The following is a 13,674-nucleotide window of genomic DNA, read 5'->3' as shown; positions in this document are numbered from 1 at the left end:
GATTCTATGGTTTACAGGTTTGCGACGACGGCTTTGAAGATGGTGGTCATTTTGGGCTCCGCATGGTTGGATACCTCGATGATCTCCTCGATGCTGACCGGCTGCAGGCTGTCGGGGAAACACTCGTCGGTGATGATGGACATGCCGAACACTTCGGTACCCTGGTGGACGGCGGCGATTACTTCGGGGACGGTTGACATGCCTACGACGTCGGCTCCGAGTATTCTCAGCATGCGGTATTCGGCCCGGGTTTCCAGGCAGGGGCCGGAAAGAGCGATATAGACGCCTCGCTGCACCTTGATTTTCGCCTCGAGCGCCACCTGTTCGGCGATGCCGAGGATGCGTCTGGAGTAGGGTTCGCACATGTCGGGGAAGCGCGAGCCGGTTTCAGGATCGTTCGGGCCGATGAGCGGATTGCCGCCGAGCAGGTTGATGTGATCGTCGATCAGCATGATGTCGCCTTTGCTGAAAGCCGGATTGAGGCCTCCGCAGGCATTGGTGATGCCGAGGGTTTTGACCCCCAGATGTTTCATGACCCTTACAGGAAAAACGATCTGCTGCATCGAGTACCCTTCATAGAAATGGAAGCGGCCCTGCATGGCGACCACTTTTTTTCCGGCCAGCGTGCCGAAAATCAGTTTGCCGTGATGGGTTTCGACGGTGGAGATGGGGAAGTTTGGAATATCACTGTAGTCGAGGGCGAGTTCAACATCGATCTCTTTGGCAAGAGCTCCGAGACCGGTTCCGAGAACGATGCCTACAGGGTATTCACCCTGGATTTTCTTGCGGATGAAGGTGACGGCTTCCTGAATTTTTGCCTGCTGAGCGATCATGATCGGGTTGTTGTTTTAGGTTGTTGACGAATAGCGCCGGAGTGCTGCCGGCAGTGGTGTAGAAAATCGTACAGGTCATGGTAAACCCGTTCAAGGGTAACGGTATCGGGCAGGTAGACTATCCTGAAGTACCCGTCGCCGGGTTGCGTACCGAACCCCGATCCGTGAACAAACAATATCTGCTTTTTCCGGAGCAGTTCAACAATAAATTCTTCATCCGAGGCAAATGGATAGAGGCTCAGATCGACTTTCGCCATGACATGGAAAGCTCCTTCGGGTGTGCTGCAGGAGAGCCCTTCGATGCCGTTGAGCATGCTCACGCTCAGGTCCCGCTGCCGGCGGAGTCTTTCCATAACCGGAAGAAGATAGTCATTTCCCATTGAAAGTGCTTCCTGTATGGCGTATTGCGGCGCGGCGGGGGCACAGACCCTTGCGTCGGCGAGTTTCTGCAGCGCCCCCTGGAGATCGGGCAGAAGCCGGCTGTTGCTTATGGTCATCCAGCCGGTGCGCCAGCCCGGCACCATGAAATTTTTCGAAAGGCTTTCAAACGTGAATACCGGCAGATCGTTGCTGGCAAACGAGGCGAAAGGGTGGTGTGAGCCGCTGTATATCAGCTTCCGGTAAACCTCGTCGGCAAGGCAGACAATGCGGTGTTTTCTGGCGATATCGGCAATCCGGGAGAGCAGTCCCGCCGGATAGAGTGTTCCGGTGGGATTGTTGGGATTGATGACGATCAGCAGTTTCGTTCTGGATGTTATCAGACGCCCGATTTCCTGCGGGTCGGGGAGCCAGCTGTTCCGGGGATCGAGATGGTAGGGTACGCTTGTCGCCTCCTGTCGTGCGGCCAGGGCGGTGTAGAGCGGATAACCGGGAGAGGGGCAGAGCACCTCGTCTCCCGGATTCAGGAGCGCCGTAAAGAGCAGATCGGCAGCTTCAGTCGCTCCTGCCGTAACGATAATCTGTTCGGGGGAGGTTTCGATCCGGCGCTGTGCTGCGTCCGCGGCGATCGCTTCGCGGGCGGTGGCAATGCCGCATGGAGGAGCATAACTGTGCCGTCCTTCCCGAAGCGCTGCGATGCAGGCATCGGTGAGCCGGGGCGGTGGTTCGAAGCCGTAGAGCGTAGGATCGCCGATATTGAGACGGGTTACCGGCACTCCGGCGGCTTCGCACTCCCCGGCGAGAGCTCCGATGTTCAGGATAGCGTAATTGTAGTTCCGGACACGCCGTGCGGCGTCATATCCGGGAGCGTTCAAGGGTACCCTCATGGTTGGTGTTCGGCTCAGCGCCAGCCGAATATCGCTGTTCCGACACGGACCAGTGTCGCTCCTTCGGCTATTGCGGCTTCGAAATCCTGGCTCATGCCCATGGAAAGTTCCGTCAGGAACGATGGATCGGGCGCCACCCCCTTCAATTCGTCGAGAAGCTGGCGCAGGCGCCGGAACTCGTAGCGGGCCAGAGCCGGATCGGGAGAGGCTATGGTCATGAGCCCGCGCAGGGTGCAATTCGGCAGCTTGAAGAACGACGGCGCCTGATGGAGCAGCTCTTCCGGTTTGAGTCCATATTTCGATGATTCTCCCGAGGTGTTCACCTCCAGCAGATAGTCGGCGGTCATATCGTGCTGAACCGCGCGCCGGGAAAGTTCTTCTGCGGTTGAGAGCCTGTCGATGCCGTGAATGAGCGAGACCGCGCCGATGATCGAACGTACCTTGTTGGATTGCAGGTGCCCGATGAAGTGCCAGCAGAGAGGCTGGTTTTCAAGCAGGGGATCGGACTTCTTTTCGAGAAACTCCTGTACGTAGCTCTCTCCGAAATCGATCTGTCCCGCATCGAAAGCTTCCCTGATCTGCCCGGCCTGTTTGGTTTTCGAAACCGCTATGAGCCTGACCGTCGAGGGGTCTCTGTGACATTTCAGGCAGGCAGCGTCGATACGCTGCCTGATTGCAGCAAGATTTTCGGCAATGGATTCCATAACATCCTCCTATGCCTGTGCTCCGGAGGTGATGGTTTTTATCGTTACCGGGCTCAGCGGGTTGTCGTTGAAGTCGGTTTCAACGGAGGCAATCGCATCGACTACATCCAGGCCGGATTCCACGATGCCGAAAACCGTATACTGACCGTCGAGGTAGCCGTTATCGGTATGGTTGATGTAAAACTGGCTGCCGGAAGAGGCTTTTTCCGGATTGTTGTCGCGGGCGGCTGCCAGTGTGCCTTTCTTGTTTGCATGCCGGATCTCTGCGGGAATGCGGTATGACGGTCCGCCGGTGCCGTGCATCGCGCGTTTTTCGTCATGGCGGGAGAGCGGATCGCCGGTCTGGATCATGAAGTCGCGGATAACGCGGTGAAAGCGTATGCCGTCGTAGTAGTTTTCGCCGACAAGTTTTTTGAAGTTGTCGCGATGCAGCGGGGTGTCGTCGTAAAGGCTGACCGTGATGTTGCCGAGCGTTGTCTCGATAATGAATGATTCAGGCATGGTTCGGACTGTTTTCTGGTTGATCGGTATTGGTTAACGGCTGCCGGACATCTGCCAGAGCGCACGCTGGGAGAGCGCGGCTCCTGTTGATCCGGGGTAATCGGCAACGATTTTCTTGTAGAGCTCCAGCGCTTTTTCCCTTTTTCCGGAATCGAGGTAGTTATCGGCGGAACTGACAAGGTACTGCGCCTTGAGCGCCTTGTTTTCGGCTTTTTCAGATGCATCCCCGTAGGCTGCAGCGGCTTTTGCATACTGTTTCATTTCCGCATGGCAGGCACCTGTTCCGGCAAGTACGGCAGCGGCCAGATCCCTGTTTTCCATCGATATGCCCTTGTACACGGCAAGGGCCGAGTCCGGCTGTCCGAGTGCGTAATAGGCGTTGGCCAGCAGCAGCGACGACATTTTGCCGCTTGCGGTACCGCCGTATTTTCCCGAAATGCTTTTCAGCCCGGGGTTGGCCGATGTTCCGTCGATTGCCTTGCGGAACTCTCCCCGGTCGAGAAGCGGCGCGACCACCGAAAGTTTCAGCGAGGCTTCCTGCTCGGCAGCTTTCTGATGATTCAGCCAGAAGGCCGTTCCTCCGCCTGCTGCGGCCAGAAGCACGACCAGCGCGATCAGCGCGTTTTTGTACTTGAGGACAATATAGAGGAGGTTATCGGTTGCATCCGGTTTGACCTGTTCCGGGCTTTTTGAGGGATCTGTTTGCATCTGGGTCATGTTCATGGTGTTCGTTACATTCCGGTTTTACCGGCAAATTGATTGATTGCCTGGCTGTTTGGTACTCTGCAATAGGGTTACAACGGTTTGCAACCTACGCAAGTTTGCCTGAATTTCAAAATAGTTCCCTGTCCGCAGCTGCATGTATGGCAAGGGATTACACCCGTTCGAGCCTGAATATCCGCGCCGCGTTTCTTCCTGTGAGTCCTGCTGTCTCCTCAAGAGTCATGTTTTTTATTCCGGCGATTGCTTCCGTGACCAGACGGACATTCGAGGGACGGTTCCGTTTGCCTCTGTGAGGCACCGGGCTCAGATAGGGAGAGTCGGTTTCGGTCAGCAGGTGTTCAAGCGGGATATTGCGGACGACCTCCGGCAGGAGCGAACGTTTATAGGTGATCGTTCCGGGAATCGAAATCGCGAACCCGAGACGGATGCAGCGAAGGGCGATTTCGCTGTCGCCGGAAAAGCAGTGCATGAGTCCGTTCGTCGAGGAGTGCTGTTCCTCTTCGAGAATGGTCAGGAGATCTTCCCAGGCTTCGCGGCAGTGGATGACGACCGGAAGGTCGAGATCGTCGGCAAGGCGCAGCATGGTGCGAAACGCCTCCTGCTGAAGGAGCGGATTGCAGTCGGGGTAGTGGTAATCGAGACCTATTTCGCCGATGGCCACTACTTTCGGGGAGCGTGCCAGCAGGGCCAGTTCGTCGAAAATGCTCTCCGGCAAAGGATGTATGGTTTCGTGCGGATGCAGGCCGACATTGGCATATACCATCGGGTGCGCTGCGGCAAGCTCGATGGATTTTCTGCTGGTTTGTGCGTCGATTCCCGGATCGACAAGGAGAGTAACTCCCGCATCGGTCATTTCACGGATGATTTCCTGCCGGTCGGCGTCGAAATCGGGGAACGAGAGGTGGCAGTGAACGTCAGCGAACATGGCTTTCACCTGAAGGAGCGTGTTCGGGAAAAATTCTGCCGTGCAGCAGGATGAGCATGCAGGCGCCAATGGTGATGGCGGAGTCGGCAATATTGAAAATCGGCCAGAGCGCTACCCATGTACCCATGACGAATCCCTGGTAGAGATCGAAATGGATGAAGTCGATAACCCTCCCCAGGGTGAGACGGTCGATGAGGTTCCCGATACCGCCTCCGAATATCAGGGCAAAAGGGAGCAGGAAAACAGGCCTGCGGTTTCCGGATTTCGCGACGTAGAGCGCGATAAGGAGCGATATGGAGCCGACCAGCAGGATCATGACCATCTGTGGCGCGAACTCTACGCCGAAAGCGATACCGTTGTTTTCCGCATAGGTCAGTTTCAGCCACTCTCCGATGACGGAGATGCTTCCTTTCTCACGGAGAAACATGACGGCAAGTTTTTTGGTGAACTGGTCGAGAAGTACGACAATCGAGGCTAACGTAAAAAACCATTTCATGACAGGAGCTGGGTTATCGTGAGGTTACTGGAGATCATCGGAAGTTCCTGCCGGTTTCGATATGTGCCGGAGGAGCCGGCTTCTTACCGCGTCTGTCGGCATCGATGCGCCGGTCCAGAGGGCGAAGGCCAGGGCTGCCTGTCCGAGAAGCATTTCGATGCCGCTCAGGGTTTCGGCGCCTGCCTGTCCGGCAGCAGCGAGCAGCGGCGTTTGCAGAGGGTTGTAGACCATGTCGTAGACGATCTGGCGGTTGTGCAGCAGGTTTTCCTCAAGCGGCACGATGCAGCTTGCTTCGTCTCCGGCTCTTCCCCTGGTTCCTATAGGCGTTGCATTGACAACCACGCTGCAGTTCCGGAAATGTTCACGCGTATGGTTTTTTCCCGAGTAAAGATCGTTCAGAAGACAGACCGAGACCCGTTCCTTGTGAGGATAGGGTTCGAGCATGAAAAGCGCCTTGAAGATATCCCTGACGAAGAGGTGGATGACCGATGGCCGGAAAAACCGTCTGAACGCCTCTATGGCGGCCAGCGATGCGCCTCCGGAGCCGAAGATGCAGACCGGGTTTCCTTCGATGCGGCTCAGGAAGGGAAGCAGCGGAGTGGCGAATCCTTCGATATCGGTGTTGTGTCCGACAAGTTTTCCTCCGGTATTGACGATGGTGTTTACCGCCTGTATGAGGGTTGCATCCTCCGTCAGTTCGTCGAGCAGGGGAACGACATCCTTTTTATAGGGAATGGTGACGTTGAGCCCTGCGATTCCGAGAGCGCGCGCGCCGCGGAGCGCATCTTCAAGCAGCTCGGGTTTCGCGATGTCGAAAATCGTATAGACGTAGGGAAGCCCGAGCAGGTCGCATGCGGTGTTGTGAATGAGCGGAGACCAGGAATAACCCACATTCCGGCCGATAAGGCCGAGGATTTGCTTTGAAGGCTTCATGCAGCGCAGTGTTCGGTCCGGAGGGTTCAGGAAATACCAAGCATTTTTCTTACGGCATCCTGCTGGTACAGTTCCGGAAACGTGCTCTGGAAAAGCTGCTTTTTGTCGGGATCGATCTTGAATGCCTTGCTGAGGGCCTTGAGCGTACTGAGTTTGTCTCCCATGGCGAAATATGCCGCAGCGATTTCGAAATGGGCATCAGCCGAATAAGGCTGCAGCTTCAGCGACTGCTGGAGTGCATCTATGGATTCGCCGAACTCGCCGTTTTCCCGCAGAACCATGGCATAGTCAAGCCATATCTGGGAGTTGTCTGACTCAAGAAGGATGATGTTCCGGTAGGTTTCCAGAGATTCCTCGAGCCGGTTGAGATTGTAGGCTATTTCAGCTTTCAGCAGGAGAAACTCGATACTGTCGGGCAGGATGCGCAGAGCTTCCTCAACCGACAGGGCAGCCTCTTCATACTGTTCAAGCGCTTCATAACAGCAGGCCAGCGCAAACCACGCATCTGAAAAGTCGTTGTTTACCTCGAGACAGCGCAGGTAGAAAGCGGTGGCTTCGCCGTATTCCTCGAGTTCTTCGTAAGCTATGCCGAGATTGTAGAGCGCATTGATGTCGTCGGGTTCGTATTCAAGGGTTTTCAGATAGCTTTCGGCAGCCTCCTCTATTTTTCCGGTAATTGCGAGCACATTGGCCCGGTTGTACCATGCCGAACTGAAGTCGTCGGCAATAGCCAGCGCCAGATCGTACGATTCGAGCGCTTCGTCGTACCGTTTCAGTTTGCTGAGTACGAGGCCCCGGTTGTACCAGGCATTGATGTTGTAAGGGTCGGCGTCAAGCGTTTTATCGTAACACTCCACGCTCTCGTCGAGTTTGCCGAGAATGTCCCTGCAGTAGGCAAGTTCATACCAGGCATCGGAAAATGCGGGATCTATCCGGAGACTTTTTTCAAAATCGATCTCGGCTTCGACGAACCGGTCCTTCCGCTGCAGCACGATGCCACGGTAATAGTGGAATTCGCGTTCAATGGATGAATCCACGAATACGTCCTCGAAAATATCGAGCGCTTCGTCGAAACAGCCGGTATTGAAATAAGCGAGGGCAAGGTTGAGCTGCATTTCACCATCGGCCGGACTGAGCAGCACCGCCTCGCGAAACGCGTCGAGAGCTTCGCTGAAATCTCCGTTGAGCGTCAGGCAGTTTCCAAGATGAAACCAGGTTTCGGAATTGTATGGAGCGATGACTTCAACACGGCGGGCAACCGTCAGCGACTCCTGAATGAACCCGTCTTCATTGAGCCGGATGATCAGCTCGATCAGCTCATCGGCATCGTATCGTGAATCGAGATCGTCAAGATCGGGAGGCTCTTTACGTGACAACCCGGATGCATCGTGACGGCCATCGTCGAAAAAATCGGGCAGGTTCATAGACAGTCGGAAAGAGTTTCAATTATCATCAGGCGTACCATGAGATAAATATAACAGAATTTTATTAAGAATAACATTCGCCAAAGGTCCGGCGTTTTACCCCGTGATCTCCTCAGGGTGATAGAACAGGTATATTTTTTCCGCTACGCTTTTTCCGGCGGCAGTTTCCAGTTCTTCGGGACTGAGCGATGCGATATGTTCGACGGAACCGAAATAGCCAAGCAGTTTCTGTGCGGTTTTTTCCCCGATTCCCGGAATTGAGGTGAGCTCGGTACGGAGGGTTCTCTCCCGGCGGAGTTTGCGGTGGTAGGTGACGGCGAAACGGTGGGCTTCGTCACGCAGCCGTTGCAGCAGTTTCAGGGCCGGAGAGGTTTTCGGCAGGTTGAAGGGGTCCCGGGCGTGGGGCATGAAAATCTCTTCGAGACGTTTGGCCAGTCCGATAACGGGAATATCGAGACCTGCCCCGTCGAGTACGGCAAAGGCTGCATTGACCTGCCCCTTTCCTCCGTCAACGACAACAAGATCGGGGAGAGGGAGCTCTTTGGACAGAGAGCCGCTGTACCTGCGTCTCAGCACCTCCTGCATTGCGCCGTAGTCGTCCGAGCCTGCAACGGAGGTAAGCCTGAACTTGCGGTAATCGGATTTTTTCGGTTTGCCGGCGACAAAGCATACCATGGAGCTGACATAGTCGGTTCCATGGAAATGGGAGTTGTCGAAACATTCGATTCGTTCGGGCAGCCTTGCCAGACGCAGCAGTTTTCCGAGATCGAGAACCCCTCCGTGCTCGCGCGCCGCTTCACCGCGTTTCTGTTTCTCTATGAGGTACTCCTCAAGATGGTGGCTGGCGTTGCGCAGGCACATGTCGAGCAGGTGCGCTTTTTCTCCTATCTGCGGCACTGCGAACCGTATTGCGGTTTTCCGCCCGTGCTCATCCTGTTTTTTGGCGGTCAGCAACGTTTTCAGGGCATCCTCCTCTTCAGGCGGCAGCGCATGCTGGAAAAGAATTTCGTCCGCAATGGCATCGACGGTTTCGAGATAGTATTTCTCGGCTGCTTTCGAAAGCAGTCCCGACTCGCTTTCCCCTCCGGTGTTGTTCATGTAGATGCGCCTGGAACCGAGCAGTTTTCCTTCGCGGATTTTAAAGATTACCGCGCAGGCATCGTCCTGGCCGGAGGCAAGTGCGAATACGTCCCGGTCCACACCATCAAGGCTTACCACTTTCTGCCTTTCAGCATACCGCTTCATGCTGTCAAGCTGCGCGCGGATTTCCGCAGCGGCTTCGAATTTCAGTTCGCCTGCCAGTGCATGCATTTTCTCCGTGAGCGAACGGATCATGCCCGACGTCCTGCCCTTGAGCAGCCGGACGATCTCTTCGATCATTTCCAGATACTCGTTTTCCGGCTGGAGTCCCTCACACGGACCCTTGCATTTATGGATGTGGTAGTCGAGGCATACCTTGAATTTTCCCGCCGCTATGTTCTCCTCCGTCAGCCGCAGTTTGCAGCTTCTGACCGGAAAGATGGAGCCGATGAGGTCGAGTATGGAGCGGAGCTGGCCGGCTTCGGTATAGGGGCCAAACCATGTCGAGCCGTCGCGCCTCAGCTGGCGGGTAAGGAAAATCCGTGGAAACGGTTCGTTGGTGATGACAAGATAGGGATAGGTTTTGTCGTCCTTCAGGTTGACGTTGTAACGAGGCCTGAGCTCTTTGATGAGGTTGTTTTCCAGAATCAGGGCTTCCACTTCCGAAGAGGTGATGATCACTTCAAGATCGGCGATGTGCCCGACCATGACCAGGGTTTTGCCGTAGAGCTGCCGGGAGTCGCGGAAATAGGAGCGGACCCTGTTGCGCAGGTTCTTCGCCTTGCCCACATAGATCACCTTTCCGGAACGGTTCCTGAACTGGTAGACGCCCGGAAGGGCGGGCAGGCCTGAAAGTTTTTCAGTTAATGCTTTTTTATGGACCGAATGATCTGTCGATGCATCCTGATAACCCATGTCGCTGTGTGTTTCTGTTTGGTGTTCCGGTAGTATAAACAGGAAAAGCCGCAGTAAGTTGCGGCTTTTCCTGTTTGAAAAAAGAACGGTTGCGATTTCTGCCTTTCGCGGCTTACTCGATGACGTCGTATTCGCCTTTCAGGGCAAACACTCCGAATGTAATAAGACTGAAGGCAATAATCGGCGTAAGCACAACAATGACGATAGACCAGAAAATCCAGTTTTCTTCACTTGGTTTTGCTGCGATCTCCTTCATTGCCTGCATGATTGCCAGGGGAATGATCCCGGCTCCCATGAGTGCCCAAATTAATCCGGCAATCTTTTTTATTGCTGACATAGTGAATTACTTTTAAGGTTCTTGGTTTATTCAACGTCCATATTGTTCGTCTTGTTCGATATGTAGAGCGTACCGATAACAAATGATACGCCGGCGATCAGGATCGGGTACCACAGACCGGCAAGCGGATCCGAGGGCGGAAGGTCCGGACCAGGGCGTGTCGCTTCTACAAGACGGGTTGAAATAAGCGGAACAAGTCCACCGAACACACCGTTTCCGATATGATACGGCAGGGACATCGAGGTGTAACGGATGCGCGTCGGGAAAATCTCGACGAGGAATGCGGCAATCGGTCCGTAAACCATGGTTACAAAGATAACCTGAATCAGCACCAGCCCGATCATCTTGTAGAAGACATTCTGGGGCAGGGTTGTCTCTTTCTTGGTTTCCGGTTTCAGTTTTCCTGCAGCCTCGAGTTCGGCTTTTTTGGCAGGATCCAGAGGAACGGTTGCCTTTACGGTTTCCTTATAGGTCGTGCCGTCGCTGAACGCCTTGGTGGTCACGGTTGTCGTCAGGGAATCCGTGCCTTTCAATTCGTGCTTGACATCGACTTTGGTCTGTTCTGCAATCTCCGTTTTCTGTTTGAGATCGGCTTCATTGTACATCATGGTATAGATCGGCCTGTAGGCGAGAACGGCCACGAGCATACCGGTCATCATGATGTACTTGCGTCCGATCTTGTCCGAGAGGGCTCCGAACAGCACAAAGAAAGGAGTGCCGATAATCAGCGCCACGGAAATGATGTAGTTGCTCTGGACGAACTCTACGTTACAGGCGTTCTGAAGGAACGACAGCGCATAGAACTGACCGGTGTACCAGACCACGCCCTGACCGGCGGTCGCGCCGAGAAGCGCCAGCAGCACCATTTTCAGGTTGTCTTTTTTCTGGAAGCTCTCTGCGAGGGGATTTGCGGAGGTTTTTCCTTCCTTTTTCAGTTTCGCGAAGAGTGGCGATTCCGACATCTTCATGCGGATGTAAACCGAAATGGCGACCAGGAAAATGGAAAGCAGGAAAGGAACGCGCCATCCCCAGTCAGTGAAGGTTTCAACACCAAGTGTCTGCCGGACGATAAGGATAACGCCAAGCGACACAAAGAGGCCGAATGTGGCTGTTGTCTGGATGAAGCTGGTCCAGAATCCCCTTTTGTCCACTGGGGAGTGTTCTGCAACATAGGTTGCCGCGCCGCCGTACTCACCTCCGAGAGCAAGACCCTGCAGAAGCCTCAGGATAAAGACAATGGCCGGAGCGACAAAGCCGATGGTTTTATAGCCGGGAACAAGACCGATGGCGAATGTCGAACCGCCCATGATGATGAGGGTGACCAGAAAGGTGTACTTCCTTCCGATAAGATCACCAAGTCTTCCGAAGAACAGCGCACCGAAAGGCCTGACCACAAAACCGGCGGCAAAGGTCGCCAGCGTGGCGAGCAGTGCGGCTGTAGGATTGTCTTTCGGGAAAAACTGTTCGGAAATGATTTTTGCAAGACTTCCGAAAATGTAAAAATCGTACCACTCGATAAGTGTACCGACCGAAGATGCAGCAATAACCCGCCGGGTGCTGGTTACCTCTTCGGTTTGGGAAACGTTTGTGACATGATTTGCCATAAAGGTTCTCCTTGAATTGTTAATTAAAATGGGTAATGCTTTTTGTTTGCTGGTGTCGTGCCGCTCACCGGCTTCATTTGATGAACTCGTGCTCGTTTTCCTTTACGACAAGCACCGGGCAAGGGGCGCGCCTCACGACGTGTTCGGCTACGCTTCCAAGTATCATTCGTTTCAGTCCGCGACGTCCGTGCGAACCCATAATGATGATGTCCGCGTCCTGACGTTTTGCATAGTCGAGAATGCACTCCTCGGGAAAGCCCTCGTAAATGACATAATCGGCCACAATACCGGCGATCTGTTCTTCTTCGATAAGCGCTTCGAGTTTTTTCTCCTCTTCGGCGCGTTCCGCTTCCAGACCATGAGAATAGTTGATTGTCGGGTCGTTTTCCACTACGCCCACCAGAAATATCTTTCCGTTGGAAAGTCTGGCAAACTCGTTGGCATACTGAAGCGCCTTGCGCGATAACCCGGAAAAATCAACAGGACAGATGATTTTTTGAATGGTAATCATAGCTTAGCCATTGTGTTTTGGTTAATAAGAAATAAGCCTTTTATGAAAATGGTCGAGAATCGTCGTCGAATAATGCCCGCAGGAATTCCCTGAACGGTTTCTGTCGGAAACGAGCCTGTCTCGTATAATGGGGGAAAAGAATTCTTCTCAGCACACCTGCAGTGTCATAATCCGCAGCCGTCACAATTGTTAAGACGAACCGGAATTAACGGCAGGTGTCGTATTTCTGTATGAGTACATTAACAAAGTAAAAGCCGCAGGAAACTGCGGCTTTTACTTGTTGTGCAAGCCTTACGGTTCTTAGAACGTCACCGTAGCAATGAGTTCAGTGCGAAGTCTGCTGTAGTCGTATTCCGAGGAACCTTCGTCTACACCGAGCGCCCAGTAGCGGACTGTCGGGGTAAGGCTGAAGGAGCCCATGGCAGACTCGTAAACCTTGTAGTTGTACTGAGCCCATACGAACAGGTTTTCGACATCGACATCGTCGCCATTGGTTTCGTCGTTGGTCTGGTTGTAGTCGACCCATGCGGTGAACGGTCCGACTTCGCCTTTGACTCTGAACAGGTAGCCGCTGTAGTCGACATCGGCGGCGGCGCCGCTTCCGGTGATGCTGCCTTTGCCGTCGTCGCAGATGGTGTAGAAGCCGCTGAAGCTAAGCTTCGCATCGCCTGCAGGCACGCCGACATTCAGGCCGAAGGTGTTCGAGGAGATGTTGGAGTAGTCAGCACCGTCGCCATCGGAGAGCACGATAACAGCCTGAGGTTCGACGGTGACATCGCCGATGTTGGCTTTGTAGGATACGTGAACGGCATAGCCGTCGTTGAACATGCCGTCGCCTTCAGCGGGAGTGTTGTCTGCGACGTCGTTGTCAAGCACGATCAGGGTGGTATTCAGCTCGCCGGGGCCGATCTTGGCGCCATAGTTCAGTCCAAAGATACGGTCCATGTTGAAGGTGGCAACCGGGATATCGACCGGAGAGAACGGGTAGAGAGCCAGGTCGAAGATAGGGTTGTTGACGCTGTTGAGCGGAAGACGGCCCATCATGTAGTGGCTGTTTTCCATCATACGGCCGAAATAGAAGTTGGAGATGTCGATTTCAGCGTCTTCGGTGTTGTTCTCCTTAACCGTGTTCCATCCGCCAAGACCGTTGTCGCTGGTGAGCATGGCCTTGAAGAAGTAGCCGCTGCCGAGGTCGGCCGCCGCTTTCAGGCGGACGCGGTAGGCGAAGTTGAGGTCGTCTTCGCTGTCTTTGACACCGTTGTATTCCCCGTCTTCAAACTGACCTCTCAGGCGAACCGAAGCGTCACCGCTGAACTTGATTTCTGCAGATGCAGGCGACGCGTAGGCAAGCACCGCAAACATTGCTGCAAGAGAGAGCATTTTTTTCATTGTGTTTTCTCCGTTAGGTTATGTGTGTGTATTA

General features: G+C 54.3%; 14 protein-coding genes. All 14 read right to left on the bottom strand.

The features are described from left to right. Positions 1-11: 11 nt before the first annotated feature. Positions 12-833, bottom strand: coding sequence for a purine-nucleoside phosphorylase (locus tag WBP50_RS03035; protein ID WP_423931587.1), 822 nt, complete (start codon positions 831-833; stop codon positions 12-14). Further along, a complete protein-coding gene (locus tag WBP50_RS03030) occupies positions 830-2,086 on the bottom strand; it encodes a pyridoxal phosphate-dependent aminotransferase (protein WP_423931586.1) in 1,257 nt (418 codons plus the stop codon). The genes WBP50_RS03035 and WBP50_RS03030 overlap by 4 nt, the downstream gene beginning before the upstream one ends. A 26-nt stretch (positions 2,087-2,112) precedes the next feature. Then, positions 2,113-2,802: a YggS family pyridoxal phosphate-dependent enzyme gene (locus WBP50_RS03025; RefSeq protein ID WP_423931585.1), complete on the bottom strand. Its 690-nt coding sequence runs from the start codon at positions 2,800-2,802 to the stop codon at positions 2,113-2,115. Positions 2,803-2,811: 9 nt separating this feature from the next. After that, positions 2,812-3,303, bottom strand: a complete 492-nt coding sequence (locus WBP50_RS03020; protein WP_423931584.1) for a peptidylprolyl isomerase — start codon at positions 3,301-3,303, stop codon at positions 2,812-2,814. Between the two features lie 33 nt (positions 3,304-3,336). Further along, positions 3,337-4,020 carry a tetratricopeptide repeat protein gene (locus tag WBP50_RS03015; protein WP_423931583.1) on the bottom strand — a complete coding sequence of 228 codons (684 nt, stop codon included), beginning with the start codon at positions 4,018-4,020 and terminating at the stop codon, positions 3,337-3,339. 157 nt (positions 4,021-4,177) lie between these two features. Beyond that, positions 4,178-4,951, bottom strand: coding sequence for a TatD family hydrolase (locus tag WBP50_RS03010; RefSeq protein WP_423931582.1), 774 nt, complete (start codon positions 4,949-4,951; stop codon positions 4,178-4,180). Next, positions 4,941-5,447: a signal peptidase II gene (gene lspA / locus WBP50_RS03005; RefSeq protein ID WP_423931581.1), complete on the bottom strand. Its 507-nt coding sequence runs from the start codon at positions 5,445-5,447 to the stop codon at positions 4,941-4,943. Before lspA ends, WBP50_RS03010 begins: the two co-directional genes overlap by 11 nt. Before the next feature lie 24 nt (positions 5,448-5,471). Then, positions 5,472-6,380 carry a shikimate dehydrogenase gene (gene aroE, locus WBP50_RS03000; protein WP_423931580.1) on the bottom strand — a complete coding sequence of 303 codons (909 nt, stop codon included), beginning with the start codon at positions 6,378-6,380 and terminating at the stop codon, positions 5,472-5,474. 26 nt (positions 6,381-6,406) lie between these two features. After that, entirely contained in the window at positions 6,407-7,804 is a 1,398-nt protein-coding gene (locus WBP50_RS02995) for a tetratricopeptide repeat protein (RefSeq protein WP_423931579.1), read from the bottom strand. 96 nt (positions 7,805-7,900) lie between these two features. Continuing rightward, a complete protein-coding gene (uvrC, locus tag WBP50_RS02990; RefSeq protein WP_423931578.1) occupies positions 7,901-9,799 on the bottom strand; it encodes an excinuclease ABC subunit UvrC in 1,899 nt (632 codons plus the stop codon). Between the two features lie 112 nt (positions 9,800-9,911). Next, on the bottom strand, positions 9,912-10,136 hold the full coding sequence (locus WBP50_RS02985; RefSeq protein ID WP_423931577.1) for a DUF6814 family protein: 225 nt from the start codon (positions 10,134-10,136) through the stop codon (positions 9,912-9,914). 26 nt (positions 10,137-10,162) lie between these two features. Beyond that, positions 10,163-11,740 (bottom strand): MFS transporter, encoded by a 1,578-nt coding sequence (locus WBP50_RS02980; protein ID WP_423931576.1) that lies wholly within the window; start codon positions 11,738-11,740, stop codon positions 10,163-10,165. A gap of 73 nt (positions 11,741-11,813) precedes the next feature. Further along, entirely contained in the window at positions 11,814-12,251 is a 438-nt protein-coding gene (locus WBP50_RS02975; RefSeq protein ID WP_423931575.1) for a universal stress protein, read from the bottom strand. Between the two features lie 300 nt (positions 12,252-12,551). Then, positions 12,552-13,640 (bottom strand): porin, encoded by a 1,089-nt coding sequence (locus WBP50_RS02970; RefSeq protein WP_423931574.1) that lies wholly within the window; start codon positions 13,638-13,640, stop codon positions 12,552-12,554. Between the last annotated feature and the right edge of the window lie 34 nt (positions 13,641-13,674).

The organism is Chlorobium sp. (assembly GCF_049593655.1).
Lineage (GTDB): Bacteria > Bacteroidota > Chlorobiia > Chlorobiales > Chlorobiaceae > Chlorobium.
This window is presented reverse-complemented; position numbering and strand designations above follow the sequence as displayed.

Bases quoted from the DNA above. Each gene is read 5' to 3' on its own strand.
- WBP50_RS02995 (WP_423931579.1), bottom strand. From the start codon at position 7,804: ATGAACCTGCCCGATTTTTTCGACGATGGCCGTCACGATGCATCCGGG.
- WBP50_RS03020 (WP_423931584.1), bottom strand. From the start codon at position 3,303: ATGCCTGAATCATTCATTATCGAGACAACGCTCGGCAACATCACGGTC.
- lspA (WP_423931581.1), bottom strand. From the start codon at position 5,447: ATGAAATGGTTTTTTACGTTAGCCTCGATTGTCGTACTTCTCGACCAG.
- WBP50_RS02985 (WP_423931577.1), bottom strand. From the start codon at position 10,136: ATGTCAGCAATAAAAAAGATTGCCGGATTAATTTGGGCACTCATGGGA.
- WBP50_RS02975 (WP_423931575.1), bottom strand. From the start codon at position 12,251: ATGATTACCATTCAAAAAATCATCTGTCCTGTTGATTTTTCCGGGTTA.
- WBP50_RS03015 (WP_423931583.1), bottom strand. From the start codon at position 4,020: ATGACCCAGATGCAAACAGATCCCTCAAAAAGCCCGGAACAGGTCAAA.
- aroE (WP_423931580.1), bottom strand. From the start codon at position 6,380: ATGAAGCCTTCAAAGCAAATCCTCGGCCTTATCGGCCGGAATGTGGGT.
- WBP50_RS02970 (WP_423931574.1), bottom strand. From the start codon at position 13,640: ATGAAAAAAATGCTCTCTCTTGCAGCAATGTTTGCGGTGCTTGCCTAC.
- WBP50_RS03035 (WP_423931587.1), bottom strand. From the start codon at position 833: ATGATCGCTCAGCAGGCAAAAATTCAGGAAGCCGTCACCTTCATCCGC.
- WBP50_RS02980 (WP_423931576.1), bottom strand. From the start codon at position 11,740: ATGGCAAATCATGTCACAAACGTTTCCCAAACCGAAGAGGTAACCAGC.
- WBP50_RS03025 (WP_423931585.1), bottom strand. From the start codon at position 2,802: ATGGAATCCATTGCCGAAAATCTTGCTGCAATCAGGCAGCGTATCGAC.
- uvrC (WP_423931578.1), bottom strand. From the start codon at position 9,799: ATGGGTTATCAGGATGCATCGACAGATCATTCGGTCCATAAAAAAGCA.
- WBP50_RS03010 (WP_423931582.1), bottom strand. From the start codon at position 4,951: ATGTTCGCTGACGTTCACTGCCACCTCTCGTTCCCCGATTTCGACGCC.